This window comes from Ensifer sp. Root423 (assembly GCF_001426275.1).
Taxonomy (GTDB): Bacteria; Pseudomonadota; Alphaproteobacteria; order Rhizobiales; family Rhizobiaceae; genus Ensifer; species Ensifer adhaerens.
In genome coordinates this window covers 651090-677214 of the sequence record NZ_LMEG01000045.1, presented here as the reverse complement: position 1 = coordinate 677214, position 26125 = coordinate 651090, and the positions used below count along the sequence as shown (strand labels likewise).

Annotated in this window: 19 protein-coding genes and 1 tRNA gene; 12 read left to right on the top strand and 8 right to left on the bottom strand. The window is 62.2% G+C overall.

The features are described from left to right. Window positions 1–819: an ABC transporter permease subunit gene (locus tag ASD01_RS31865; protein WP_034800828.1), complete on the top strand. Its 819-nt coding sequence runs from the start codon at window positions 1–3 to the stop codon at window positions 817–819. A gap of 78 nt (window positions 820–897) precedes the next feature. Here ASD01_RS31865 and ASD01_RS31860 read toward each other — a convergent pair whose 3' ends face one another. Further along, entirely contained in the window at window positions 898–2715 is a 1818-nt protein-coding gene (locus ASD01_RS31860; RefSeq protein ID WP_034800829.1) for an AsmA family protein, read from the bottom strand. A 186-nt stretch (window positions 2716–2901) separates the two neighbouring features. Between ASD01_RS31860 and ASD01_RS31855 the strand changes: the two genes are divergently transcribed. Then, window positions 2902–4854 carry an acetoacetate--CoA ligase gene (locus tag ASD01_RS31855; RefSeq protein ID WP_034800830.1) on the top strand — a complete coding sequence of 651 codons (1953 nt, stop codon included), beginning with the start codon at window positions 2902–2904 and terminating at the stop codon, window positions 4852–4854. Between the two features lie 289 nt (window positions 4855–5143). Here the strand turns inward: ASD01_RS31855 and ASD01_RS31850 are convergent, their stop codons facing one another. Then, window positions 5144–6826, bottom strand: a complete 1683-nt coding sequence (locus ASD01_RS31850) for an ABC transporter permease (RefSeq protein ID WP_034801377.1) — start codon at window positions 6824–6826, stop codon at window positions 5144–5146. 92 nt (window positions 6827–6918) lie between these two features. After that, complete coding sequence (locus ASD01_RS31845) at window positions 6919–10617, bottom strand: ATP-binding protein (RefSeq protein ID WP_034800832.1); 3699 nt, start codon at window positions 10615–10617, stop codon at window positions 6919–6921. A 230-nt stretch (window positions 10618–10847) separates the two neighbouring features. Here ASD01_RS31845 and ASD01_RS31840 point away from each other — a divergent pair, with 230 nt between their 5' ends. Both ASD01_RS31840 and ASD01_RS31835 read left to right on the top strand, forming a co-directional pair. Continuing rightward, complete coding sequence (locus ASD01_RS31840; RefSeq protein ID WP_034800834.1) at window positions 10848–11297, top strand: phasin; 450 nt, start codon at window positions 10848–10850, stop codon at window positions 11295–11297. A 189-nt stretch (window positions 11298–11486) separates the two neighbouring features. Next, window positions 11487–11563, top strand: a tRNA-His gene (locus ASD01_RS31835). Between the two features lie 49 nt (window positions 11564–11612). On the opposite strand, the gene ASD01_RS31830 is transcribed toward ASD01_RS31835, so the two are convergent. Then, complete coding sequence (locus ASD01_RS31830) at window positions 11613–11813, bottom strand: hypothetical protein (RefSeq protein WP_034800837.1); 201 nt, start codon at window positions 11811–11813, stop codon at window positions 11613–11615. 248 nt (window positions 11814–12061) lie between these two features. Here ASD01_RS31830 and ASD01_RS31825 point away from each other — a divergent pair, with 248 nt between their 5' ends. Beyond that, on the top strand, window positions 12062–13825 hold the full coding sequence (locus ASD01_RS31825) for an adenylate/guanylate cyclase domain-containing protein (protein ID WP_034800838.1): 1764 nt from the start codon (window positions 12062–12064) through the stop codon (window positions 13823–13825). Between the two features lie 31 nt (window positions 13826–13856). Here the strand turns inward: ASD01_RS31825 and ASD01_RS31820 are convergent, their stop codons facing one another. After that, window positions 13857–14738, bottom strand: coding sequence for a LysR family transcriptional regulator (locus tag ASD01_RS31820; protein WP_034800840.1), 882 nt, complete (start codon window positions 14736–14738; stop codon window positions 13857–13859). A gap of 128 nt (window positions 14739–14866) precedes the next feature. Between ASD01_RS31820 and ASD01_RS31815 the strand changes: the two genes are divergently transcribed. From ASD01_RS31815 to ASD01_RS31805, 3 genes are all read left to right on the top strand, one after another. Then, window positions 14867–16363, top strand: a complete 1497-nt coding sequence (locus ASD01_RS31815; RefSeq protein ID WP_034800841.1) for a CoA-acylating methylmalonate-semialdehyde dehydrogenase — start codon at window positions 14867–14869, stop codon at window positions 16361–16363. A 232-nt stretch (window positions 16364–16595) separates the two neighbouring features. After that, a complete protein-coding gene (locus ASD01_RS31810; RefSeq protein WP_051659565.1) occupies window positions 16596–17687 on the top strand; it encodes a YjgN family protein in 1092 nt (363 codons plus the stop codon). After that, window positions 17677–18732 (top strand): M48 family metallopeptidase, encoded by a 1056-nt coding sequence (locus ASD01_RS31805; RefSeq protein ID WP_034800842.1) that lies wholly within the window; start codon window positions 17677–17679, stop codon window positions 18730–18732. Before ASD01_RS31810 ends, ASD01_RS31805 begins: the two co-directional genes overlap by 11 nt. Before the next feature lie 80 nt (window positions 18733–18812). Here ASD01_RS31805 and ASD01_RS31800 read toward each other — a convergent pair whose 3' ends face one another. Then, window positions 18813–19832, bottom strand: coding sequence for a Fe(3+) ABC transporter substrate-binding protein (locus ASD01_RS31800; RefSeq protein ID WP_370689548.1), 1020 nt, complete (start codon window positions 19830–19832; stop codon window positions 18813–18815). A 213-nt stretch (window positions 19833–20045) separates the two neighbouring features. On the opposite strand from ASD01_RS31800, the gene rirA reads away from it, so the two are divergent. Beyond that, window positions 20046–20510, top strand: coding sequence for an iron-responsive transcriptional regulator RirA (gene rirA, locus ASD01_RS31795; RefSeq protein WP_034801384.1), 465 nt, complete (start codon window positions 20046–20048; stop codon window positions 20508–20510). A gap of 64 nt (window positions 20511–20574) precedes the next feature. On the opposite strand, the gene ASD01_RS31790 is transcribed toward rirA, so the two are convergent. Both ASD01_RS31790 and ASD01_RS31785 read right to left on the bottom strand, forming a co-directional pair. After that, window positions 20575–21030 carry a response regulator gene (locus tag ASD01_RS31790; RefSeq protein ID WP_089044704.1) on the bottom strand — a complete coding sequence of 152 codons (456 nt, stop codon included), beginning with the start codon at window positions 21028–21030 and terminating at the stop codon, window positions 20575–20577. Window positions 21031–21040: 10 nt separating this feature from the next. Further along, window positions 21041–21754, bottom strand: a complete 714-nt coding sequence (locus ASD01_RS31785; protein ID WP_051659566.1) for a helix-turn-helix transcriptional regulator — start codon at window positions 21752–21754, stop codon at window positions 21041–21043. Window positions 21755–22400: 646 nt separating this feature from the next. Between ASD01_RS31785 and ASD01_RS31780 the strand changes: the two genes are divergently transcribed. The 3 genes from ASD01_RS31780 to ASD01_RS31770 all read left to right on the top strand — a co-directional run bounded on the left by ASD01_RS31780 (window position 22401) and on the right by ASD01_RS31770 (window position 26124). Then, on the top strand, window positions 22401–23996 hold the full coding sequence (locus tag ASD01_RS31780; RefSeq protein ID WP_034800843.1) for an ABC transporter substrate-binding protein: 1596 nt from the start codon (window positions 22401–22403) through the stop codon (window positions 23994–23996). Window positions 23997–24200: 204 nt separating this feature from the next. Then, entirely contained in the window at window positions 24201–25205 is a 1005-nt protein-coding gene (locus ASD01_RS31775; RefSeq protein WP_034800844.1) for an ABC transporter permease subunit, read from the top strand. Window positions 25206–25215: 10 nt separating this feature from the next. Next, a complete protein-coding gene (locus tag ASD01_RS31770; protein WP_034800846.1) occupies window positions 25216–26124 on the top strand; it encodes an ABC transporter permease subunit in 909 nt (302 codons plus the stop codon). Window position 26125 lies beyond the last annotated feature (1 nt).

Here is a 26125-nt window from a genome sequence, read left to right as displayed (position 1 = left end):
ATGGGCAACTGGTCACGCTTCAACATCGCCTCGATCGTGCTCGGTTTCGGCTTTCTCTACCTGCCGATCGTGCTTCTGGTGATCTTCTCCTTCAACGAATCGAAGCTCGTCACCGTCTGGGCGGGCTTTTCGACCAAATGGTACACGCAGCTCTGGCATAACCAGGCGCTGCTCGATGCCGCCTGGGTGACGATCCGCGTCGCGCTGATCTCGGCGACCTTCGCCACCGTGCTCGGTACGCTCGCGGCTTTGGCGCTCGTCCGCTACACGCGCTTCCGTGGCCGCATGCTGTTTTCCGGCATGGTCTATGCACCGCTCGTCATGCCCGAGGTGATCACCGGCCTGTCGCTGCTGTTGTTGTTCGTTGCCATCGGTCTCGACCGCGGCTTCTGGACGATCACGCTGGCGCACATCACCTTCACCATGTGCTTCGTTGCTGTGGTGGTGCAGTCGCGGTTGCTCAGCTTCGACCGGTCGATCGAAGAGGCAGCCCTCGATCTCGGCGCCACGCCGGTCACGACCTTCTTCTCGATCACCCTTCCGGTCATCGCGCCCGCGGTGTTTTCCGGCTGGGTTCTCGCCTTCACGCTGTCGCTGGACGATCTGGTGATCTCGAGTTTCACCACGGGACCGGGCGCCACCACGCTGCCGATGAAGATCTACAGCCAGGTGCGGCTGGGCGTGACGCCGGAAATCAACGCGATCTGCACCATCCTCATCGGTGTCGTCGCCATCGGGGTGGTCGTTGCCTCGATCGTCACCAAGCAGCGCGAGGCGCAGCGCGAACGGGACGAGCGGGCGGCCTTCGCCCAGTCCTGAACGGTGCGAATTCGAGACTAGCGTGACGCGGCTTGTCCGCCACGAACCGACGGCTGGTGTCTCTGACGCCGGCCGTTTTCAGTTGGGTTCGCCAAGAACCGACAGGGGTGAGATCACTGCATTCGGCCAGGAACCGCCGACGAAGAAACGCAGCCTTTGCCCGGCATTCAATGTGTCGGTGTAGGTGCCTGCGAGCGCCAGGCTGCCGCTGCGGTAGGGAATGACGCCGTTGACCGAGAGATTGCCGGTCTGGCCGGCAAAGAGCGCTCGGTTCAGCCGCGCCGACCCTTCCCCGAAGCTGGCTTCGATATCCGCCGTCTGGAAGGCGAAGTTGCCGTCGCTCGCCTGCGCCAGCGAAAAGAATTCTCCGGCCCGGACAAGGTTCGCAAAGGCATTTGCGTCGAAGCCGGTGAGGTTGCCGTTGGCGAGCGAAAGCCTGATGCGGCCGGAAGCCTCGGCCACCTGCGCGCGCCAGAACGGGTGTTCCGTCGTAAGGTCCAGATTGACATTGCCCCGGCCGGTCGGAACCGGGCCGGTGAAACCGAAGTCAGCAAGGGCGGCGGCAAGGTCGGCATTCTTCAGCACCAGTTCCAGACGGCCACCGCCGGCCAGCCCCTCTTCCGAAGCGGCGAGCCGCCCGCTGAGCCGGCCATTGGCATAGGTGCTGTCGGCGACGTCGATGGAGGCGCGCCCGTGATCGATGATGACGCCGGCGGCGAGATCTTCGAGCCGTAGCGGGCCTACCAGTGCCTCCTGCGCCGACAGCCGCACATCGGCACGCCAGCTGCGCGCGAACGCGTCGCCGAGTTGTTGTGTGAGTTCGTCCGGCTCCAGCGGGTCGATGAACGGCTGCAGCCCATTGAGATCGATGCGGTCGAAGGCGAGCGTGCCTTCGACGCGGTGGGTATCGTCGATCGGCGTGGAGATGTCGAGGATGCCGGTCGCGTTGGCACCGCCGAGCGTCAGCTGAAGCTCGTCGAGCTTCAGCGAGGCCTTACCGCTGGTGACGTTGGCGCTGAGGCTGAAGCCGCTGTCCGGCAATGCGCCCGCCGCCTTGCCTTTGTACCAGGCGGCAAGGGCCTGCAGCGAGGCCGTCGAAACCTGCAGCCGTCCCGCGGCAGTCGGTGCAGGGGAGAGATTGCCGTTGCCTTCGAACGAGAGACTGAGCGCCGCCGAGGATAGCGACGTCTTGAGCGCCGCATCGTGGCCGGTCAGCAGCATCAGCGGTTCGTTGCATTCGAGCGTCCAGGCCACCGTCTGTCCGCCAAGGCTTCCCGAAAGCCGGGCGCTGAGCTGCTTGGTGAACGAAGGCCAGGAGACGGTTCCGGATATGCCGGAAAATTCCCGGGTCTGGTTGGTGACGAGGTCGATGATCTGCAGGCGGCCGTTTTCGACGGTGACATCGCCGAACGGCGTATCCTTCTCGGCAGCCTGTGTGTCCGGGGTACTCAGCCAGTGCGGCCGCTGCCAGTTGAGTGTGCCGTCCGTGTGCCGCTCGAGCGTGACGACGGGCTCGATCAGCCGGATATCGTCCAGCGCCGGTGTGCCGTCGATCGCTGAAAACAGGCTGAACGTCGCGGTAATGCTGCCGATATGCGCGAGCTTGCGGGACGATCCATCCGTAGTTTCGATCGTCGCCGAGCGGAGCGTCAAAGTCGGTTCCGGCCAGAAGCTGATCTCGGGATTGCCCGATATTCGGCTCTTTCCGCCGGACCAGGCGTCCAGCATATGCTCCACGGTCGGACGCACGTTCGTCGTCGAAATCACCAGAGGCAGGACGGCGTTGTAGCCGGCTGCAAGCCCGACGCCGATCGCGGCCGGCCACAGGAAATGGCGGCGCCGCAGCTGCGACAACAGGCGTACGTCGCGCATCATATGCAGAAATTTACGTCTCATGTCCGCCTGGTCGCCGTCGCTTGGGTCACGTGAGCTTGGATAGGCCTTCGGTCCTCAGAAATCAAATGCGACGGACAGGCAACAGACAGGTAAATGTCGTCCACGCGATGACGAGGCGCTTTCCGGTGCTGTTTATTTTGCGATGCAGCATGGTATAGAGGGCATGGAGCAGGAGTGGAGGAAAGCATGCACGCAGAGCAGCCGTTGTGGGTTCCAGGTCCGGAAATCCTTGCGCATAGCCCCATGGCCGAATTCATCGCCTGGAGCAGCAAACGCTTCGGCAGAACCTTTGCGGATTACGATGCCTTCCACGCCTGGTCGGTGGCCGAGCGCGGTGACTTCTGGACCGCGGTTTGGGAGCACTGCGGCGTCATCGGAGAACGCGGCGCAACAGCCCTCGTCAACGGCGACCGCATGCTCGACGCCCGCTTCTTCCCCGACGCGAAGCTGAACTTTGCCGAGAACCTTCTTCGCGAAACCGGCGACGGCGACGCGCTCGTCTTCCGCGGTGAAGACAAGGTCGAGTATCGCCTGTCGTGGGACGAGCTTCGCGCGCTCGTGTCGCGCCTGCAGCAGGCGCTGAAGGCTCAGGGTATCGGCCCCGGCGATCGCGTTGCGGCGATGATGCCGAACATGCCCGAAACCATCGCTTTGATGCTGGCGACCGCCTCGATCGGCGCGATCTGGTCGTCCTGTTCTCCCGATTTCGGCGAGCAGGGCGTCCTCGATCGTTTCGGCCAGATCACGCCGAAGCTGTTCATTGCCTGCGACGGCTATTGGTACAACGGCAAGGGCCAGGACGTCGATGTGAAGGTTCGCGCGGTCTCCAAGGCCCTTGGCGTGCCGGCGCTGATCGTTCCCTATGCCGGCGACAGCGCCGCGCTGGCGGCCTCGATCGAGGGTGGCGCAACCCTTGCCGATTTCATCGCGCCGTTTGCGGCAACAACCCTGACCTTCGAACGCTTGCCCTTCAGCCATCCGCTCTACGTGCTGTTTTCCTCGGGCACGACAGGCGTTCCCAAATGCATCGTGCATTCGGCCGGTGGCACCCTGCTGCAGCATCTGAAGGAGCATCGTTTCCACTGCAGCCTTCGCCGCGGCGAAAAGCTCTTCTATTTCACCACCTGCGGCTGGATGATGTGGAACTGGCTGGTTTCCGGATTGGCCGTCGGCGCGACCCTCTGCCTGTTCGACGGCTCGCCCTTCTATCCCGACGGCAACGTGCTCTTCGACTATGCCGCAGCCGAGACGTTCGCGGTGTTCGGCACCTCGGCGAAATACATCGACGCCGTGCGCAAGGGCGGCTTCGTACCGGCCAACACGCATGATCTTTCCACCCTTCGGCTGTTGACCTCGACCGGTTCGCCGCTGTCGCCGGAAGGCTTCTCCTTCGTCTACGAAGGCATCAAGTCTGACGTTCAGCTTGCGTCGATCTCGGGCGGGACCGACATTGTTTCCTGCTTCGTCCTCGGCAACCCGCTGAAGCCCGTCTGGCGCGGCGAGATCCAGGGGCCGGGTCTTGGCTTGGCGATCGACGTCTGGAACGATGAGGGGCAATCGGTGCGCGGTGAGAAGGGGGAACTCGTCTGCACCAAGGCATTCCCGTCGATGCCGGTGATGTTCTGGAACGATCCCGAGGGCGCCAAGTATCGCGCCGCCTATTTCGAGCGCTTTGACAATGTCTGGTGCCATGGCGACTTCGCCGAATGGACAGAGCATGGCGGCATCATCATCCACGGCCGGTCGGACGCGACGCTTAATCCCGGTGGGGTGCGCATCGGCACGGCGGAAATCTACAATCAGGTCGAGCAGATGGAGGAGGTCGCAGAGGCGCTCTGCATCGGGCAGGACTGGGAAGACGACGTGCGCGTCGTTCTCTTCGTTCGTCTCGCCGCCGGCGTCGCCCTGACCGACGACCTGACGAAGGCGATCAAGAACCGCATCCGCGTCGGCGCCTCGCCGCGCCACGTGCCGGCAAAGGTGATCGCGGTCGCCGATATCCCGCGCACGAAGTCCGGCAAGATCGTCGAACTCGCGGTCCGTGATGTGGTGCACGGCCGTCCGGTGAAGAACAAGGAGGCGCTCGCCAACCCCGAGGCGCTTGATCTTTACGCCGGACTGGATGCCCTTAAAAATTGAGGGCGCGTTAACGGATTCGCGTGATTGGAATTAACCAAGGCTTCAGACTTGCTGAAAAATCCCTAAAATTGCGGATCCGGCGGGTAAGGTCTTGTTAAGGATTGGGGGCGCATGGTCATGCCAACTTGAGGCCGATCGATGTTGGATCGGCGTTCGGCAGAGATGCCGTCGCGGACATGACGTCGTTACTTCTCGAGCGATTGTTGGTTTAGCATTCAACTATCGAGGTGGCCTCCCAGCCACCTTTTTTTTATGCGTTTCTCGCCCGCCAGGCCTTGCTGAACGGGGCTCAGGAGCGGCGTTCGAGCGACCGCGACACGAGGATGACCGGGATCATGCCGGCGACGACGATGATCATCGCGGCGACCGAAGCGTCTTCGACCTTGGCCCGAGACGCGTCTTCGTAGACGAGCGTGGCGAGCGTGTTGAAGTTGAAGGGTCTGAGCATGATCGTTGCCGAAAGCTCCTTCATCGTCTCGATGAAGACGAGGAGAGCGGCGGTCAGTACCGCCGGCCGCATCATCGGCAAAAGCACGGTGCGCAAAGTCTGGCCGCCGGTCCGGCCGAGCGCGCGCGCCGCCATGTCGAGATGCGGCGAAAGCTTCTGGAAACCCGCTTCGAGCGAGCCCTCGGCCATGGTGAGGAAGCGCACGCTGCAGGCGTAGATGATCGCAAAGCCGGTGCCGGTCATCATCAACCCGGTGGAGATACCGAACGTATCGCGCATGCCGGCATCGATAATGTTGTCGAGAGCGGCCAGCGGGAAGAGCACGCCGATCGCAAGAACAGTGCCGGGCACGCCATAGCCGAAGGAGGCGAGCCGCCCGGCGATGTCGCTCACCCGAGAATGCCCCGTGCGCGCCGCATAGGCGAGCACGAAACCGAGCAGAACGGTCACCGTTGCGGTCGCACCTGAGACGAGGATGCTATGAAAGAGCGCGTTGAGCAGCCGCGGCTCGATGAACTGGTCGATGCGCTTGAGCGCATAATTGCCGAGGATCAGCACGGGTACGGCAAAGCCTGAAACCACGGGCAGCAGGCAGGCGACCATGGCGGCCCACTTCTTCCAGCCGGACAGTATGAGCCGGGCAGCATCGTGGACGGCGGACGTCGTCTTCTGGCTGGAGAAGCGCTGGCGTCGCCGTGCGGCCCGCTCGATCATCATCAGGCCGATGACGAAGACCAGCATGATGCAGGCGATCTGCGCGGCGCCCGCGAGGCTGCCGCGGTTCAGCCAGGTGTCGAAGATCGAGAAGGTCAGCGTCTGCACGCCAAGGAATTCGACCGCGCCGATGTCGTTCAGCGTTTCCATCGCCACCAGCGTCAGGCCGATCATGATGGCCGGGCGGGCCATCGGGATCTGGATGCGGAAGAACACCTTCAGCGGCCCGGCGCCGAGCGTGCGGGCGACGTCGGCGGCCGCGCGTCCCTGCATCAGGAACATCGAACGGCAGGCGAGGTAGATATAGGGATAGAGAACCGAACTCAGCACGAGCACGGCGCCGCCGAGCGAGCGGATATCCGGAAACCAGTAGTCACGGCTCGTCTTGAAGCCGAAGATCGCGCGGATCAGTCCCTGCACCGGCCCGGTAAAGGTGAAAAGCTCGCCGAACGCATAGGCAGCGAGATAGGCGGGGATTGCGAGCGGCAACACCAGTGCTGCCGACAGGAAGCGCCGCAGCGGAAACTCGCAGCTTGCGACAAGCCAGGCCGTGAGGATGCCGACGAAGGCGGTCACGGCACCCGTCAGCGAGATCAAGAGCAGCGTGCGCCCGGTGGCGCGCGGAATGACGTTCTGCATCAGATGCGGCCAGTCGCCGCCGCCGCCCGAGATCGCCAGCCAGGCGATCGCGATGATCGGCATCAGCACGATCACCGATGTCAATCCGGCCCATGTCGCCAGCAGGGGATGCGAAAGACCGGTTCCGGCACGCGCATGGCGGCGCTTGATGCTCTGAGATGTGGACTGCAATCGATCGATTCCGCGGCATGACGGCAAGAAATGGCCAATGGCGGCCAGCAAACTGGCCACCACAAGTCAACATTTCCTTATAGCATCCGGCCTCAGTTCGCCAAGACGCGTTGTGACGGGAAGGAAATTTCCACCAGCGTTCCCTCGTTGGGTGCCGAGGTGATCGAGAAGTGGGCGCGGTTCGCCTCCGCCATCGCCTTGGTGAGCGGCAGCCCGAGCCCGGTGCCGTCGCCACGCTTGCGCGCGCCTGTCGTCACCTGCCGGAACGGTTTCATCGCCTGGTCCAGTTCGCCGCGGGTCATGCCTACGCCGGTGTCGCGGATCCTCAGCATGACGCTACCGTTCGCCTCGTAGGAGGTCGACACCACGATCTGGCCGCCCGAAGGCGTGAAACGGATGGCGTTCGCCAGAATGTTGAGCGCGATCTGCTTGATCGACCGGCCGTCGGCCACGACGTTCGGCACGGCTGCCGAAAGCGAGGTGCGGATGATGACGCGCTGGCTGTTGGCCTGCGGCTGGACGAGCGACACGGCTTCAGAGACCGCGTCGTTGATCTCGACGGCGCCGAAATCGAGTTCCATTTCGCCTGCTTCGATCTTCGAGATGTCGAGCAGATCGTTGACGATATCGAGCACGTGGCGGCCCGACCGGCCGATGTCGCCGGCATATTCGATGTAGCGCGGGTGACCGACCGGGCCGAAATGCTCGCTCGCCATCATGTCGGAAAAGCCGATGATCGCGTTGAGCGGCGTGCGGATCTCGTGGCTGACGCGGGCGAGGAACTCGGTCTTGTGGGCATTGGCCGTTTCCGCGGCGCGCTTGGCGTTCCGGAGTTCCTCTTCGGTGCGTTTCCACTGGGTGATGTCGCGGATCACGGCGCAAAAGCCATTGGAGGCCGAAAGTCGGCCGATGGTCATGAACAGCGGAATGAAGCCGCCATTCGCTTCCCGCCCGATCACCTCGCGTCCGTCGTTCAGCACACTCGCGACGCCGTGGCCGGAAAGCCCGTGCAGGTAGTCGATGACTGCCTTCTGGCTTTCGTGAGCGAAGAGCGCGGCGAAAGGTTTGCCGCGGATCTCGCCCTCGTCATAGTTGAAGAGCGCGCTTGCCGAGCGGTTCATCGAGCGGATGTCGCCGTCATGCCCGAGAATGACAACGCCATCGGTTGCGGTTTCGAGGATGGACTTGAGTTCGTCGATTTCCGTCTTCAGACGGTCGACGTCGTCACCGGAGATGGCATCGTCTGCTTTCGTCGACGGCGCGTTCGCGGCCGCCGGCGTCAGCGCCAGCATCAGCGCGCTCCGGCCTTCCCAGCGGATCGTGTGCAGCCGTGCGATGACCGGCCGCATCTGACCGTCCCTGCGGATCAGCATCATCGTGCCGTCGGGTTCCTGGTCGGTCGCCTCTTCGCCATTGGCAAAGAGTGCGTCAAGGCCGCCTTCCCGGACAAAGTCGTCGAGGTCGCCATAGGCGGTGAGCCGCAGAAATTCCGGATTGGCGTGCAGCAGCTTTTCCCCGCGATGCACGAGCATACCGATTGGCAGGCTGTCGAGGATCTCGCCGCTAAGGCCGATATCTGCCCCTTGCTGCTCGAGATGCACGTTCGCCTGTTCGTCCTCGGCTGCGCCGTCGTCGGTCTCTTCTCCGGTTTCTTCCACGCCAGTCGGTTCTTCTGCCGCTGGCGTCGAGGAAGTGATGGCTTCGTGCGCGTCTACCGGGAAGGGTGTGCTTGCATCGGCCGCTGCGTCGCTTTCCTCTGCCGGTGCGGTTTCCGCCGGCCTGCCAAAATGCTCGCCCAATTGCCGCGCGATCTCGCGGAACGCCGCCTGTTCGCCCCGCGTCAGCGCGGTCGCCGCGCGATGCTTCTCGAGTTCGACGATCTTGTCGGAGACGGGGGGCTCAGCGTTGTCGACGAGCTGTAGGGCAGGGCGCTCTCCCTGGAAGAGATCGTCAGTTGCGGCGACCTGTTCGTCCGCGGCAACTTCGGCTGCATGGTCCGGCTCTGCCTCTGCCTCCTCGCTGGAGGTGAGGGTCTGGTCTTGGGGCGCATCACGATCCTGCGCAGCTGCGACAGGCTCGGCCTCCGTTTCGGAGGACCTCTGCGCGACGACCTGCACCTCGTCGGCGGACCGCTCCTCGATCTCAGGGCCGACGGTCTCAGGATCGACCGCTGGAGTATGCGCGTGGTCTTCCGACGGCGTCGCTTCCGCGGCAGCTTCTGCCGTCATGTCCGTTGCGGCGCCGAACGTCAGGCCGTTGGCGTGCTCGTCTTCGACGGCATCGGCAAGGCGCACGATACCGAAACCGCGAAAGCCGTCGAATTCGCGTGCGCGCGAGTAGGTGGGCAGGGCCGCCAGGTCGACCGGAACCTTGAGGCTGGTGCCCTGCACGGGCCAGAAAATCGTCTTGCCCGACCAGGTGTCGCGGCGTTGCAGCAGCGCGCCGATCTTCTGATCAGGATCGAGGCCGTAGCGTGCTGCCACGTGGTTAAAGGTGGCGCCGATCACATCGGCGGCGCGCGGACCGACGGCGGTGGCGAATTCCTCGGATATCTCGCTGAAGCGGCCTTCGGCGTCGATCTTCCAGACGAAGCGGACGGCACGGCCGCCGGGCACGAAGGCGAAGTCGGCCTGTTCCGTTTCAGCGGTGCCGGCATCGGTCGCCTCTACCGTCTCATCCTCGCGAGTGACCTCTTCCGTCACGGGGATTTCCGCGGCAACCGGCGTATCGTTCGCGGTCACGTCGGTCGCGACTGCAAGCGCCGGCTCGCCGTCATCTTCCGCTGGCTCCACGCCCTGCGCCGACGTTTCCGCATCTGCGGCGGCAAGCGCCTCCGGTTCCTCCGGTAAAGCGACCTGGCCTGCAGCGACGTGGACGCCTGCGTCCTCAAGGTCGCCATCGTCCTGTGGCGCGGCAACCGGTTCGACGGACTCCGCCTGTTCGAATGCGTCGGCCAGGGCAGCGTCTTCGGCTGGTGCAGCGCTTTCGACCAGCGCTTCGGCCGGTTCGACGATATCCTTTGCCTCCGGGGCCGGTGTCTCGGCGGTCGGTTCCAGCTCTTCGGCCAGCGGCAAGATCGGCAACACTTGCGCTGCCGGGGTCTCTTCGTCCGGATCGAGCGTGCCGAGAATGGTCTCGACAGCAAAGAGCAGATGCAGCGACGGTTCGTCGGCGATCTTGCCGACCGCGGCCGGCAGGTGCCCCTTCCGCGTTGCGACCGGGCGCTTGATCAGCCAGTCGTGGTCTCGGCCGACCGTATCGACGAGCTGCTTGCGCGTCTCGTCCGACATGCCGAGATCGATGAAGCCCGGCGAGTGTGCGATGATGCCGCCGTTGCCATCGAGAACGGCCATGTGGGTGTCCGGGCCGTCGAGGCCGGCGATCATGCGCGCAGCGCGATCCTCAAGCGACAGCGGCGTGCCCGAATGCGGTGCAGTAAAGAGCACCGCGTCCTCGTCCGGGCGCACGCGGATCATCTCCACGCTCACATTCAGCGGTGTGCCGCGGAAACCCGAGAACTTCCGGATCGAAAGCTGGCGCCGGTCGCCGGCGCGCACGAGCTGCGCTCCCGCGGCCTTGAGCTGACGCAGCGACAGCTCGCCCTGGTCCGGTCCCGCATCGATGAAATCATAGATCGACCCGGCGCCGAAAAAGGCCGCGCCCTGGTCGTTGGCCCAGAGAATGCGCGCAAAGTCCCGCGAAAACAGGATCGCCGCGTCGCCGCGGGCAAAATGCTCCCGCACCCGCGCATGCACGGCGATATCAATGAAGGGATACTGTCTCGCGGGCATAAAGGGGGCCTATTGACGGATCGCTTGCGGGTTAACACTCTATTAATACCCGGCAGGCCCGCAAGGGTCCAGCGAGGGCCGGAGCTTCGTCACGGCTTTCAGCGCGAAAGGTTAATTCTCCGGATTTTGTGCACTGCACAATTTTATTGCAATGCACAAGCAAGTAGTTTATATAATGCGCATCAATCAACGGCGCCTCTGAAGAGGGCCAGACACCAAGGAGCGCTTTCATGGCTACCAAGAAGACCGACGACGTATTTTCCCTTTCCTCTTTCGACCCGGCGAAGTTCACCGACAGCTTCCGCGACTTCGCGGAAAAGGGTGCCGTCCAGTCGAAGGAAGCCTATGCCAAGATGAAGACCGCTGCCGAAGAGGCAACGAAGACCGTTGAAGCAACGCTCGAAAGCGCCCAGACCGGCTCCGTCGAACTCGGTCTCAAGGCCATCGACGCACTGCGCACCAATGCCGAAAACTCGCTGTCTCACATGGAAGCGCTGCTCGGCGTGAAGTCGCTGTCGGAATTCGTCGAACTGCAGACGAGCTTTGTCCGCAAGCAGGCCGAACTCGCCGTCGAGCAGGCGAAGTCGATGCAGGAAGCCACCAAGAAGGTTGCCGAAAACGTCACCAAGCCGGGCAAGGACGCCGCTGAAAAAGCGATGTCGTCCTTCAAGAAGGTCTAAAGTCAACCGAGCGCGCCGGCTGAACGATGGCGACAGACTGCTGTCGCCGAATTCTGCCATCTGCGCCCAAAACCAAGAATCCGGATGGCTTGCCATCCGGATTTTTTCCAGGATAATCTCAAGTTAAGGCTTGCAAAGCGACGGAAGTCTCCGTATGTGAGCCGCCAAGCGACTGATGTCGCTTTATGTGCGGTTGTAGCTCAGTTGGTTAGAGCGCAGGTTTGTGGCACCTGAGGTCGTAGGTTCGATTCCCACCAACCGTACCATTTCTTCCCTATACGATAGGTATCGCGATTTGCGGGGCGCCTTGCTTCTTCAGAACAGCTTGGCCAAGGCTCTGAGCGCCACCACGTCCTGTACGCCATTCTGATAAAGTTCGATCAGCCGGGCGGCGAGCGCCGTTGCCTCTCCCGACTGGCGCGACAGCTCTCGCTCTCTTAGTGTTTCCTTGAAGACATCGTCGATCTTGGTGAGTTCACCCGGCAGGATCGGCGGGCCCGGTATGGACACAAGCATCCTTTCACACTCCTTTGTCGAAATGGGAGCGCGAGCCGATTGCGACCGGCGTGCTCGCAGCCATCGCCTTGAGCAAGCAGCTCAATTCCCTGTGAAGGCAACGTCGGGATACCGCGCCAGGTTCCTGTCGCGGCAATACCCAATTCGGGCTAGCGCTTGGGCGCGGGTCGGATCCGGTTCGAATGGACATAGGGCTCATCCGCCGGTAAAATTTCGCCAAGAGGATTCCCAGTAAGGCGTCGCAATCCATGGCCAAAGAATCCATCACACGGCGGCTTGCCGCCATCCTGGCTGCTGATGTCGTTGGCTATAGCCGGCTGATGGAGCGAGACGAGAAAACCACCTATACGCAGCTCATGGCGCGCTGGAGCGAAGTGCTGGAACCGCTCGTCGAAACCCACCAGGGCCGGGTGTTCAAGCGAACGGGCGACGGCGTGCTGGTCGAGTTTTCCAGCGCGGTCAATGCGGTCGAATGTGCGGCTGCCTTGCAGCGGGCGATGATCTCCGCCAATGCGGACGTGCCCCACGATCAGCAAATCGTGCTGCGCGTCGGCATCAACATGGGCGACATCATGGTCGCCGACAGCGACCTCTACGGCGACGGCGTCAATGTCGCAGCCCGGATCGAGGCGCTTGCGAGGCCCGGCGGCGTGGCGATTTCGGACGGGGTGCACGAATATGTGCACGGCCGCATCGATCTCATTTTCGTCGACAGCGGCCATCACGAGGTCAAGAACATCGAGCGGCCGGTGCATATCTGGAGCTGGTCGCCGGACGAGTATGCCGACGCGCCCATCAAGGTCGCCGCCGAGGTGCCACCGCAGCTTCCGAGCCGGCCGTCGATCGCCGTGCTGCCGTTCGACAATATGTCCGGCGATCCGGAGCAGGGCTATTTCGCCGACGGCATTACCGAGGACATCATCACCGATCTCTCGAAGGTCTCCGGTCTCTTCGTGATCGCCCGCAATTCCTCCTTCGCCTATAAGGGCAAGTCGGCGGATATCCGCCAGGTGAGCCGCGACCTCGGCGTTCGCTATGTGCTCGAAGGCAGCGTGCGCCGCGCCGCCAACCGCATTCGCATCAACGCTCAGATGATCGACGGCACCACCGGGGGCCATCTCTGGGCCGAGCGCTACGATCGCGGCATCGAGGATATTTTCGAGGTTCAGGACGAGGTGACGCGCACCATCGTGACGGCGCTCAAGGTGAAGCTGACGGCCGGAGAAACGGAGCGGCGCGAGGGGCGCGGCAAGGTCGATCCGGAGGCCTATGATCTGCTCGTACGGTCGCGCCAGGCGATCCTGCGGTTCGACGCGGTATCGTCTGCGGAGGCGCGCAGCATGCTCGAACGTGCGATCGCCATCGACCCGGCGCTTGCCGCGGCGTATGGGTCGCTCGCGATCATTGCCATGACCGACTACATCAACCGGTGGAACGGTGGCACCGTCGACAATATCGAGCGCGCTCTCAAGCTTGCACAGAAGGCCGTCGAGACCGACGAGCATGAACCCCACGGCCACCACGCGCTCGCGATTGCGCTCTGCTGGAAGCGCCGCTTCGACGAGGCCGAGCGGGCCGCCCAACGCACGATCGAGCTCGACCCGAACTCCGCCGGCGGCCACACGCAGCTCGGCACGATCAGAGATTTCCTGGGCCAGTTCGAGGAGGCCTTGCCCTTCTATACCCGCGCCCACAGGCTCGATCCGCAGTTCGACCTGGCGCTGCATTTCCTCGGCCGGACCCTGCTCAATCTCGGCCGTTTCGACGAAGCCGAGATTGCCTTCAAGCGGCGCCTGGCCTTGGCACCGCGTTCGGACATGACGCGCTTCTATCTCGCCTGTCTTTATGGCCGCACCGGACGCCATGAGGAGGCGCGGCGCTACTGGCACGAGGTCTTCGAGGTCAATCCGGACTTTTCCATCGACCACTTCAAGCGGGCGATGCCTTACGAGGATCCGGCCGTCATTCCGCGGCTGATTGACGGCCTGCGGGAGGCCGGGATTTCGCTATAGGTGCGGCGCCGACGTCAGGCGTTTGAGCGCTTCATATGAAGATCTGGTGCTCCGCGGTCACCAGTTCCTGCAGAAAGGCGACGACGGTGCGAACGCGCACGAGATCGCGCGCGCTTTCGTGATAGGTGGTCCAGTAGGCACGGCGGATGGTCGTTTCCGGCAGGATACGTTTTAGTTCCGGCGCATGGCGGGCAATGTAATTGTGCAGAATGCCGATGCCGGCGCTGGAACGCACCGCCTCCGTCTGGCCGGTGGCGCTCGATATCTCGAACGAGGCATCCCAGCTGCGCATGATCTCGGCGGAAAAATTCAGCGACGGCGTGAAGATCAGATCCTCGACGTAGCCGATGCGGCGGTGCTCCCTGAGGTCGTCGATCGTCTGCGGCGTGCCGTGCTTTTCGAGATAGTCGGCCGAGGCGTAGAGGCCGAGCGTATAGTCGGTGAGTTTCGAGGAAACGAGGCGCCCCTGTTCCGGACGTTCGATGGTGATCGCGATATCGGCCTCGCGCTGCGACAGCGAGAACGACCGAGGGACCGGCACGAGCTGCAGTTTCAATTCCGGATAGCGCGCCGTCAGCCGGCCGAGCCGGGGTGCGAGGAAAGAAACACCGAAACCGTCGGGTGCACCGATGCGCACCGTGCCGGCGATCGCCGTGTCGATCCGGCCGATCTGCGATTGCGCCGCCAGCATTTCCGTTTCCATGCGCTCGGCTGCCGCAAGGAAGATTTCGCCCTCGGCGGTCAGTTCGCAACCGTTCGGCCGACGAACGAGCAACCGTGTCTTCATCGCCTCTTCCAGCGCAGTCACCCGACGGCTGAGCGTGGCATGATTGACGCCGAGCCGCTTGGATGCGGCCAGGATCTGTCCGGTCCGCGCGACGGCTAGAAACATTCTGACATCGTCCCAGTTCACAGTGCGACAATCCTATACAAAACCGTTGGACTTCAATTTTTGCACAACGGTTGCTGAATATCGGAAATTGATTTGTTGAAATCGTAGTGCGATCATGCCGCCACAATCAAGATCTGGAGGAACCATTCATGTACGAACTCGGTCATTTCATCGATGGCAAGCGCGTCGCCGGCAAGAGCGGCCGCGTCAGCAACATCTTCAACCCGGCAACCGGCGAAGTGCAGGGCACCGTGGCGCTGGCAAGCGACGCGGAACTTTCGGCAGCCGTCGAAAGCGCCAAGGCAGCACAGCCGAAGTGGGCGGCCACCAACCCGCAGCGCCGCGCCCGCGTGTTCATGAAGTTCGTCGAACTTCTGAACGCCAACATGAACGAGCTCGCCGAGATCCTGTCGCGCGAGCATGGCAAGACGATCGAAGACGCCAAGGGTGACCTCATCCGTGGCCTCGAAGTCTGCGAATTCGTCATCGGCATTCCGCATCTGCAGAAGAGCGAGTTCACCGAAGGTGCCGGTCCCGGCATCGACATGTACTCGATCCGCCAGGCCGTCGGCATCGGCGCCGGCATCACCCCGTTCAACTTCCCGGCCATGATCCCGATGTGGATGTTCGCCCCGGCCATCGCCTGCGGCAACGCTTTCATCCTGAAGCCGTCCGAGCGTGATCCGTCCGTTCCGATCCGCCTTGCCGAACTGATGATCGAAGCCGGCCTGCCGGCAGGCATCCTCAACGTCGTCAACGGCGACAAGGGGGCTGTCGACGCGATCCTGACGCATCCGGATATCGCAGCCGTTTCCTTCGTCGGCTCGACCCCGATCGCCCGCTACGTCTATGGCACCGCGGCGATGAACGGCAAGCGCGCCCAGTGCTTCGGTGGCGCCAAGAACCACATGATCATCATGCCCGACGCCGATCTCGACCAGGCCGCGAACGCCCTGATGGGCGCCGGCTACGGCTCGGCCGGCGAGCGCTGCATGGCGATCTCGGTTGCCGTCCCGGTCGGTGAAGAGACCGCCAACCGCCTGATCAGCAAGCTGACCCCGATGGTCGAAAGCCTGCGCATCGGCCCCTACACCGACGAGAAGGCCGATATGGGCCCTGTCGTCACCAAGGAAGCCGAACAGCGCATCCGCAGCCTGATCGACAGCGGTGTCGAGCAAGGCGCCAAGCTCGTCGTCGACGGCCGCGATTTCAAGCTGCAGGGCTATGAGCAGGGCCACTTCATTGGCGGCTGCCTGTTCGACAACGTCACGCCGGACATGGACATCTACAAGACGGAAATCTTCGGACCGGTTCTCTCGGTCGTCCGCGCCAAGACCTACGAGGAAGCCCTCGACCTGCCGATGAAGCACGAGTATGGCAACGGCGTCGCGATCTACACCCGCGACGGTGATGCGGCCCGCGACTTCGCCTCGCGCATCAACATCGGCATGGTCGGCGTCAACGTTCCGATCCCGGTTCCGCTCGCCTACCACTCCTTCGGCGGCTGGAAGTCCTCGTCCTTCGGCGATCTCAACCAGCACGGCCCGGACTCGATCAAGTTCTGGACCCGCACCAAGACCATTACCGAGCGCTGGCCTTCGGGCATCAAGGACGGTGCCGAGTTCGTCATGCCGACGATGAAGTAACAACGGGATAAAGATCCTCCCGCCTCGGGGCCTCCTTCGGGAGGCCCTTTTTTGTTGCATTCGGCAATACGGCACAACTAACTTGCGAACCGTGGGCAAGGGTCGTGAATTGATCGCTGCTCCAACGGCAGTCTGGCGGGCGGGGGCGCACCAGACGATTTGTGTTTGATCATGTGCTCCGGAGCGCTTTGCGGCGCGTCCGATGCACAAAGGATGGACGGAGGGGCCCATCATGGTCGTGGCCGAAGCGACGTCGTTTCAAGCAGCGCCGACACGCGACGTGTCGATCGATTTTCACCGTTTCTCGTTCATGGGGAGCGGCAAGGAATATTTCGGCATCTGGATCGTCAACGTGTTTTTGACGATCGTCACGCTTGGCATTTATTCCGCCTGGGCAAAAGTCCGGCGCAACCGATACTTCTACGGAAACACGGTTCTGCTCGGCCGTACCTTCGAGTACCATGCCAAGGGCAAGCAGATCCTGATCGGGCGAGTGATCGTTTTCGGCTATCTGATCCTCTACAATCTTCTGCTGACATTCGTTCCGATCGTCGGCATCGCGTTATTGTTGCTTTCGCTCTTCTTCGTTCCCTGGCTGGCCGCACGCGGGTTGCGCTTCAGCGCACGGGTGACGAGCTACCGCAACGTCCGCTTCGACTTCGTCGGCACGATGGGCGGTGCCTTCAAGGCGTTCATTCTGGGCGGGTTCCTTTCCATTATCACCTTGGGCCTACTGACGCCGCTCGCAAGCCGATGGGTTGGGCGCTACGTCGGATCGAACCTGCGCTTTGGCGGCAGGGCCTTTGAGACCAACCCGCCGTTCGGCCCGCTCTATCGCGGCATGTTCCTGGGTGTGGGGCTTGCGCTGGTTCTTGGCGTTGTTGTCTTCGCGATCTTGATGGGAACGCTTCGCGCATCGCCAAGTTTGCTCCAATCGCTGAACGATCCGAGGTGGGGATGGGTAGGCTTGGGCGCAGGATATGTGGCGTCCATGTCTTTCTACGCAGTCATCGCGTTGTTCTACAGTGCAGCCGTGCGCAACGCCGTTTGGGGGGCGACGGTTTTTGACGGAAAACATCGGTTCCTCAGCGGTCTTTCTCGGGGCCGCTACACGTGGATCGCCATATCGAACTTCGTCGTCACCATCCTGACGCTGGGCCTGCTGCGACCTTGGGCGGCTGTCCGCATGGCCCGTTACAAATGGACCCTGACGGGCGTAACCGTCTTTGGCGCCGTCGGAACGCTGATGAGCGAAATCGAAGCGGAAGCGTCGGCGGTTGGAGCGGAATTCATGGATTTCGAAGGGTTCGATTTTGGCTTCTAGCAGCATCGAGATCGCACGTGGCGAGTGGCATCCGGCCGGTTCCAGCCGGTCGGTGCCCTCGCGGTTGTTGGAAGAGGGGGGCAGCCTTAGGGCCGTAGACGATGCGAGCACCGAACTTGCCCGTGGCACCTTGGCAAGTGTCGATATTTCCGACCGCGTCGGAGCGATACCGCGTCGCGTCGAATTTGCAGACGGCTCGTTGTTCGAAACGCCGGACAACGAGGCAGTCGATCGTTTTCTGAAGCTGAATGGCAGGGTCAACCACATCCACGAATGGGAGCGCTTTCGTCCACGTCTCATCGCCGTCGTCGCAGCCACCGTGCTGTGCGGCGTTGCCATCTATCGTTATGCGGTTCCTGCGCTCGTTGAGGTCGCCGTCCTCGTGACCCCGCCGATCGTGCCGGAGATGATGTCGAAGGGCACGATGGAGACGATGGATCAGACACTGTTCGACAAAACGCAGCTGGCGATTGAGCGGCAGGAAAGGATCCGCGACGGCTTCAAGGCAATCGCCGCCCGATCAGGCCGCGGCGAGGCCGGTTACACGCTCAATTTCCGCAAGGGCGGTGTGGTCGGACCAAATGCGTTTGCGCTTCCGGATGGCACGCTGGTCGTCACCGACGAGCTCATCGAACTTGCCGGGGACGATACCGAAATGATCGTTGGCGTGCTGGCGCACGAGATCGGCCATGTCGAGCTCGAACATAGTCTGCGGCAGATCTACCGTGCTGCCGGCGTTGCCGGCCTCATCATGATGATCGGCGGCGATATCGGTTCGGGCGTGGACGACGTCCTGGTGCAGGGCGCTGGTCTCTTGTCGCTTTCCTATTCGCGCGGCGCAGAAACTGCTGCCGACCGACACTCGGTCGAGCTGATGCAGAAGGCAGGGCGAGATCCGACGGCGGCCGCGCGCTTCTTCGACCTGCTTGAAAAGAAGCTAGACGATCACGGCGACACCAGCATTCTCTCAACGCATCCAGGGACGCCGGAGCGGCGCAAGGCGATCCTCGACTACGCCGCGGAGTTGCGCGCCAAGGCGCAATGAGCCTCCTTGAATTTCGCTTGTTGAAACGAAAACAGCGGGCCGATGGCCCGCTGTTCGCATTCAAGCAATTGCCTTGTTGATCAGTCCTGCGGACCGTCGTTGTAGCCGACCTTGTCGACCAGTTCCGAAGCCTTCTTGCGGTTTGCGGCGATGTCGGCGAGCGGCAGTTCGTCCGGCTTGATCGTGCCGAAGGACTTCACGACGTCAGACGGCTCGGCGCCCGGCAGAACCGGATATTCGAACACCTGCTCGGCGTAGATCTTCTGGGCTTCGCCTTCCGACAGGAATTCCATCAGCTTCAGCGCGTTGTCCTTGTTCGGGGAATTCTTGGCGAGTGCCATGCCCGAAATGTTGACGTGCGTGCCGCGGTCCTTGGCGTTCGGGAAGAGTACCTTGATCGCCGCTGCCCAATCCTTCTGTTCCGGCTCCTTCTCGTTGGTCATCATCAGACCGACATAGTAGGTGTTGCCGAGTGCCAGGTCGCATTCGCCGGCCAGGATCGCCTTGGCCTGGTCGCGGTCGCCGCCGTCAGGCTTCTTGGCGAGGTTGTTCTTGAGGCCGGTCAGCCACTTCTCGGTCTCGGCTTCGCCATGGTGGGCGATCATCGAGGCGAAGAGGCCGATGTTATAGGAGTGCTGGCCGTCGCGGGTGCAGATCTTGCCTTTCCACTTGGGGTCGGCAAGCTCTTCATAGGTGATGTCGTCCTGGGCGACGCGCTCCTTGGATGCGTAGACGACGCGGCCGCGGGTGGTGAGGCCGAACCAGTTGCCTTCAGGGTCGCGGAAATGCGCCGGGATATCCTTGTTGATCGTCTCGTTGACGACAGGCTGGGTTACGCCTGCATCCTTGGCTTCGGTCAGGCGGCTGATGTCGACGGTCAGGATCACGTCGGCCGGCGAGTTGGCGCCTTCGGCCTGGATGCGCTCGACGAGGCCCTTGTCTAGGAAGAGCACATTGGTGGTGATGCCGGTTTCCTTGGTGAAGGCGTCGAGCAGCGGCTTGATCAGGTCGGGCTGCCGGTACGAGTAGATATTGACTTCACCATCGGCCCAGGCGGCGCTCGTTGCCAGCAGGGTTGCCGTCAGGGACAGAACGCCCATCGCTGCTCTTGAAACGGACATCGCTTCCTCCATTTTCTTGTTTGAGCTAAGTTAACAAAATTCCTCATCTTTCTGACCGGAGCGCTGAAAACAGTCAATCAGGAAACCGTAAACGCTCAACAAGAAGTGACTTTTCTGGCTTTTTGGAATTGTTCCAAACTACGATCCGTCCTATATGATGAGTTCGTGAACCTCTCGATGCCGGAGTGAATGATGCGTCTGACGAAGCAAACGAACTACGCGGTTCGCATGTTGATGTACTGCGCCGCCAACGGGGAAAAGCTCAGCCGCATTCCCGAAATCGCCAGGGCTTACGGTGTTTCCGAGTTGTTTCTCTTCAAGATCTTGCAGCCGTTGACCAAGGCCGGCCTCGTTGAAACGGTGCGTGGCCGTAACGGTGGCGTGCGCCTGCCGAAGCCCGCTTCGGCGATCACGCTGTTCGACGTCGTCAAGGTGACGGAAGACAGTTTCGCGATGGCCGAGTGCTTCGAGGCGGGCGAGATCGAATGCCCGCTCGTCGACAGCTGCGGCCTGAACTCGGCGCTCCGCAAGGCGCTGAACGCCTTCTTCGAAGTGCTGCAGGGCTACACGATTGACGACCTGGTCAAGGCGCGCCCGCAGATCAACTTCCTGCTCGGCCTGGAAGAAACCAAGCGTCCGCAGACCTCGGCGGCCTGATATCTCCGAGCAACGCCCGCGCAAATGGTGCGGCATGACCTGGCGGCTGAAGTGCCGCCGGGTGTTACTCTTGCGGTAGATATTCCCGCAATATGAAGTCGATCGCAGTGGGGTCGATTTCAGCCTTGTCGATGCGGAAATCGGCGCCGTAATCCTCCAGATTCTGAAAATAGGCATCGGCGAGCGATGCTGAGATTACCCCGATCGGGCCGATATAGCCCTGATGCCGGAGGGCCGGGACCGTCTCGCGGAAATCGAGCTGCGGCCGCAGACGGTTGTCGAGCAGGATCATCGATACGGGTTTGCCCGAGCGCAGGAATGCAAGCGCATCATCGATCGTCTGGCAGTAGTGCAGCTCGATGTCGATGCTGCTCACCTTGCGGATGAGCGCGCGCAGGATCAGGTTTTCTGCCGGGTCGTCGTCAACGAGCAGGATGTGTGCTTTTCGCGTCATGACCGAATACCCTTGCTGATGGCGGGCGTCCCGTTCGTTGGGCGTGGCGGTGCGAAACGCGGCCACGCATCGGCTGCTACTGGATGATCTGCTCTCGGATTGCCTTCGCCACCATCTGGGTGCGATTGACGACGTCGAGTTTCTTCAGGATCGTTGCGGTGTGTGAGTTCACCGTGTGCTCCGACACCGAAACGATGAGCGCAATCTCGCTTGCCGTCTTGCCGTGCGAGATCCACTTGAGGATTTCGGTTTCGCGCGGCGTCAGTCCCATCCCGGCCTTATTGGCAAGCGCGATGCGATAGAAATAGTCGAAGGCGGCGATCGCGTCATAGGCGAGCGCCACATGCTCGGCCCGGCCGATATCCTCCCCGTCTCCGAGAAAGAGCACGGCATAGCGCGCGCCGGTGGAAGCTGCGTGCACCGGTACGCTGACGAGCAGTTCGAAACCGAGCTGCACCAGCAGGTTCTGGCTGGCGTCGCAGCCGGGGTCGTCCGCCCGCCATACCGACGAGATCGCCGAGCGGTGCAGCGTCTTGTAAAACACGGAGTCGCCAAAGCGATGGCGCTTGTCGTATTCCTCCGCGAGCCCGGATGGCAGGTCGTGCAATACTAGGCGGGTGGACAGCATGCAGGCGTCGTTCTCGTTGCCGAGCTGCAGAATGCCGAAATGGCTGAAGCCGTAGCGCAATGCCATGGTATGAAAAATGCGGAAGAAATCGACGCGGTTGAGCGCCTTCTCTAGCTCGTCGCGAAGGTCGTATCGCCTGTGATTTTCCAGCAAAGCCGCCACGGACTGGCTATCCCCTTATCGTCGTGCGGCAGTTTATCCCGCGAGCCGCAGCGATCAATCGGCAAAGTGCGTTGCCGGTATTGCCGACAGGCAGGGTCATGCGCGTCCCTCGGCAAGCCCACCGAGCGACTGAAAGCTGTAAAAGGCGGCTGCCGGTCCCTCCCAAGGACGTCTGGGCACGTCGAATATCTCCCCCGAATTTGTATACATTTTATTGCACAATCCCGTTCGGGATTTCTACCATAGTATCTTGGGATTGACGAAAACCTGTCGAGGCCGAATCGCGTGTTCGTGCGGCCAACGATCACGGCATTCTCGGTAGGGGTATTCACCCGGAACCAAGGTGGCTTCCCCGGTGTGGCATCGCGCCGCCCAAGGGGCTGGCGGGGGAGGCTGCAGACCCTGTGGAAGCGGCCGGAACGTCGTGGATTTTAGGTGCCGCGGTGTACTGTTTTGTCAGGCGATTCTAAAACAGTGGACGAATATCCCGGCTCTACCTGCGGACGAATTTTTCGCATAGACAAATTTCTGCGGCGACTTATTGCAATGCGACGCCAAATGTCGTTCCATCCGGCCTTGACCGGGGGCAACGGCATTCCGCGTCAGGAAAACACGAGAACAAAAACAAATCTGGGAAGCAAAGCTCATGAAAAAGCTCACTACTCTGTTTGCAGCGACGGCGCTTGCCACGCTGATGGCCGGCTCCGCCTGGTCGAAGACGTTCGTTTATTGCTCGGAAGGTTCGCCAGAGGGTTTTGACCCGGGCCTGTACACCGCCGGCACGACCTTCGACGCGGCTGCGCACACGGTTTACAACCGCCTGCTCGAGTTCAAGAAGGGCACGACCGAAGTTGAGCCGGGCCTCGCCGAAAGCTGGACGATCTCCGACGACGGCCTGGTCTACACCTTCAAGCTGCGTCCGGGCGTCAAGTTCCAGACCACCGAATTCTTCACGCCGTCGCGTGATTTCACTGCCGACGACGTGGTGTTCTCCTACGAGCGCCAGCTGAAGGCTGACAATCCGTGGAACAAGTACATTGCTGGCGCTTCGTGGGAATACGCAGCCGGCATGGGCTTCCCGGAAGTCATCAAGTCGGTTGAGAAGGTCGACGACCTGACCGTCAAGTTCACCCTGACGCGCAAGGAAGCGCCGTTCCTCGCCAACATCGCGATGCCGTTTGCTTCGATCCTGTCGAAGGAGTATGCCGACAAGCTGCAGGCTGACGGCAAGATGGAGCAGATGAACCAGATGCCGCTCGGCACCGGTCCGTTCGCTTTTGTCGCCTACCAGCAGGATGCCGTCATCCGCTACAAGGCAAACCCGGACTATTGGGGTGGCAAGCAGAAGATCGACGACCTCGTCTTCGCGATCACGTCTGACGCTTCGGTTCGCTTCCAGAAGCTCCAGGCTGGCGAATGCCACCTGATGCCGTTCCCGAATGCTGCCGACGTTTCGAAGATGAAGGCAGACCCGAACCTGAAGGTCATGGAACAGGCCGGCCTCAACGTCTCCTACCTCGCCTACAACACGACCCAGGCTCCGTTCGACAAGCCGGAAGTCCGCAAGGCGCTGAACAAGGCGATCAACAAGCAGGCGATCGTCGATGCCGTCTTCCAGGGTGCTGCCCAGCCGGCCGTCAACCCGATCCCGCCGACGATGTGGTCGTACAACGACAAGATCGAAGACGACACCTACGAGCCCGAAGTCGCCAAGAAGATGCTTGAAGACGCAGGCGTCAAGGACCTGTCGATGAAGCTCTGGGCAATGCCGGTTTCGCGTCCGTACATGCTGAACGCCCGTCGCGCAGCTGAACTGATGCAGTCGGACTTCGCCAAGATCGGCGTCAAGGTCGAGATCGTCTCCTACGAATGGGCCGAATACCTCGACAAGTCCAAGGCCAAGGATCGTGACGGTGCCGTCATCCTCGGCTGGACCGGCGACAACGGCGACCCGGACAACTTCCTCGACACGCTTCTCGGCTGCAACGCTGTCGGCGGCAACAACCGTGCACAGTGGTGCAACCAGGAATTCGACGCTCTCGTGAAGAAGGCGAAGGAAACCTCTGACCCCGCAGAGCGCACCAAGCTCTACGAAGAGGCGCAGGTCGTCTTCAAGCGCGAAGCGCCGTGGGCGACGATCGACCACTCGCTCTCGGTCGTGCCGATGCGCAAGAACGTCGAGGGCTTCGTTCAGAGCCCACTTGGTGATTTTGCCTTCGACGGCGTGGACATCACCGAGTAATTTAGTTAACTGATCCTTAAGGGGGCGTTTGCCAAGGGCAAGCGCCCCTCTTTGCATCCACTATAGCGACCCTGAGTTCCGGCTGGAGCGCAAAAGGTCGCTGTGGCATTTCGACTTGCTGTATGCTTGGCCGTTAAGTGGGAAAGCATGCGGTGGTGCCAGCGGCGGGATACAATGCCGCGGCAACATGGCGCGGGGTTTAACATGTTCCGATTTCTCTTGGGGCGATTGGCTGTCCTGATACCGACCTTCGTCGGCGTCTCCATCATCGCCTTCTCCTTCATCCGCCTGCTTCCGGGCGATCCGGTTGCGCTGCTTTCGGGCGAGCGCGTCATGTCGCCGGAGCGACATGCGGAAATTTCACACGCACTCGGCTTCGACCGGCCGATCGTGGTGCAATACCTCGATTATCTCTGGGGCGTGCTCCAGGGTGATTTCGGCACCTCGATCGTTACCAAGAAGCCGGTCATCGATCAGTTCTTCGAACTGTTTCCGGCAACCGTCGAGCTTTCGCTCTGTGCGATCCTGTTTGCGGTCATTCTCGGCATTCCGGCTGGCGTGATTGCTGCGATCAAGCGCGGCTCGGCCGTCGACCAGGCGATGATGGGCACCGCACTCGTCGGCTTCTCCATGCCGATCTTCTGGTGGGGCCTGCTGCTCATCATGCTCGTTTCCGGCATGCTGCAGTGGACGCCGGTCTCCGGCCGCATCTCGCTGATGTACTTCTTCCCGCCGGTAACCGGATTCATGCTGATCGACTCGCTCCTGTCCGGTCAGGCCGGCGCGTTCAAGTCGGCCGTCAGCCACCTGATCCTGCCGACGATCGTGCTTGGAACCATTCCGCTTGCGGTCATCGCGCGCCAGACGCGCTCGGCGATGCTTGAAGTTCTCTCCGAAGACTACGTGCGCACGGCACGGGCCAAGGGCCTTTCGACCTTCCGGGTCGTCGGCGTCCATGCGCTGCGCAATGCGATGATCCCGGTGGTCACCACCATCGGCCTGCAGGTGGGCGTCATGCTCGCCGGTGCGATCCTGACGGAAACGATCTTCTCCTGGCCGGGCATCGGCAAGTGGATGGTGGATTCGGTGTCGCGTCGCGACTACGCCGTCATCCAGGGCGGCCTGCTCGTCATCGCCGCGGTGATCATGCTGGTCAACCTCATCGTCGACCTGCTCTACGGTCTCATCAATCCGCGCATCCGGCACTAAGGAGGGCGTCATGTCTCAAGCTGCTGCAACAAGCACCGTTTCGACCGATCCGTCCCGCCGGGCGCGATTGGCCGAGTTCTGGTATTACTTCTCCGAGAACCGCGGCGCCGTGATCGGTCTCGTGTTCTTCGTGTTCCTCGTTCTGCTCGCGGTCTTCGCACCGTGGGTCGCACCGCACGATCCGGTGGCACAGTACCGCGATGCGGTGTTGGTACCGCCGGTATGGCAGGAGGGCGGCCGCGCCGGCTTCCTGCTCGGCACCGACGCCGTCGGCCGCGACATGCTGTCCCGCCTGATCTACGGCACGCGCTTCTCGCTGTTCGTCGGTGTCATCGTCACGACCCTGTCGCTCGTCGGCGGTATCGCGCTTGGCGTCATCGCCGGCTACTTCCGTGGTTGGGTCGATACCGTCATCATGCGCGTGATGGACATCATCCTCGCCTTCCCGTCGCTGCTGCTCGCCCTCGTGCTGGTCGCCGTCCTCGGCCCGGGCCTCGTCAACGCCATGATCGCCATCGCGCTCGTCTTCCAGCCGCACTTCGTGCGCCTGACGCGTGCTGCCGTCATGAGCGAAAAGACCCGTGACTATGTCGTTGCCGCCAAGGTGGCCGGCGCCGGTCATGGCCGTCTGATGTTCAAGACGATCCTGCCGAACTGCATGGCGCCGCTGATCGTACAGGCGACACTCTCCTTCTCGAGCGCGATCCTTGACGCTGCGGCCCTCGGCTTCCTCGGCATGGGCGCACAGCCTCCGACACCGGAATGGGGCACGATGCTCGCCGAAGCCCGCGAGTTCATCAGCAGCCACTGGTGGGTGGTGACCCTTCCGGGTATCGCGATCCTGATCACGGTGCTGGCGATCAACCTTATGGGTGACGGCCTGCGCGATGCGCTCGATCCCAAGCTGAAGAGGTCCTGAT

Coding starts and splice junctions, on each gene's coding strand:
- ASD01_RS31865 (WP_034800828.1), top strand. CDS start 1: ATGGGCAACTGGTCACGCTTCAACATCGCCTCGATCGTGCTCGGTTTC.
- ASD01_RS31860 (WP_034800829.1), bottom strand. CDS start 2,715: ATGAGACGTAAATTTCTGCATATGATGCGCGACGTACGCCTGTTGTCG.
- ASD01_RS31855 (WP_034800830.1), top strand. CDS start 2,902: ATGCACGCAGAGCAGCCGTTGTGGGTTCCAGGTCCGGAAATCCTTGCG.
- ASD01_RS31845 (WP_034800832.1), bottom strand. CDS start 10,617: ATGCCCGCGAGACAGTATCCCTTCATTGATATCGCCGTGCATGCGCGG.
- ASD01_RS31840 (WP_034800834.1), top strand. CDS start 10,848: ATGGCTACCAAGAAGACCGACGACGTATTTTCCCTTTCCTCTTTCGAC.
- ASD01_RS31830 (WP_034800837.1), bottom strand. CDS start 11,813: ATGCTTGTGTCCATACCGGGCCCGCCGATCCTGCCGGGTGAACTCACC.
- ASD01_RS31825 (WP_034800838.1), top strand. CDS start 12,062: ATGGCCAAAGAATCCATCACACGGCGGCTTGCCGCCATCCTGGCTGCT.
- ASD01_RS31815 (WP_034800841.1), top strand. CDS start 14,867: ATGTACGAACTCGGTCATTTCATCGATGGCAAGCGCGTCGCCGGCAAG.
- ASD01_RS31810 (WP_051659565.1), top strand. CDS start 16,596: ATGGTCGTGGCCGAAGCGACGTCGTTTCAAGCAGCGCCGACACGCGAC.
- ASD01_RS31800 (WP_370689548.1), bottom strand. CDS start 19,832: ATGGGCGTTCTGTCCCTGACGGCAACCCTGCTGGCAACGAGCGCCGCC.
- rirA (WP_034801384.1), top strand. CDS start 20,046: ATGCGTCTGACGAAGCAAACGAACTACGCGGTTCGCATGTTGATGTAC.
- ASD01_RS31780 (WP_034800843.1), top strand. CDS start 22,401: ATGAAAAAGCTCACTACTCTGTTTGCAGCGACGGCGCTTGCCACGCTG.
- ASD01_RS31775 (WP_034800844.1), top strand. CDS start 24,201: ATGTTCCGATTTCTCTTGGGGCGATTGGCTGTCCTGATACCGACCTTC.
- ASD01_RS31770 (WP_034800846.1), top strand. CDS start 25,216: ATGTCTCAAGCTGCTGCAACAAGCACCGTTTCGACCGATCCGTCCCGC.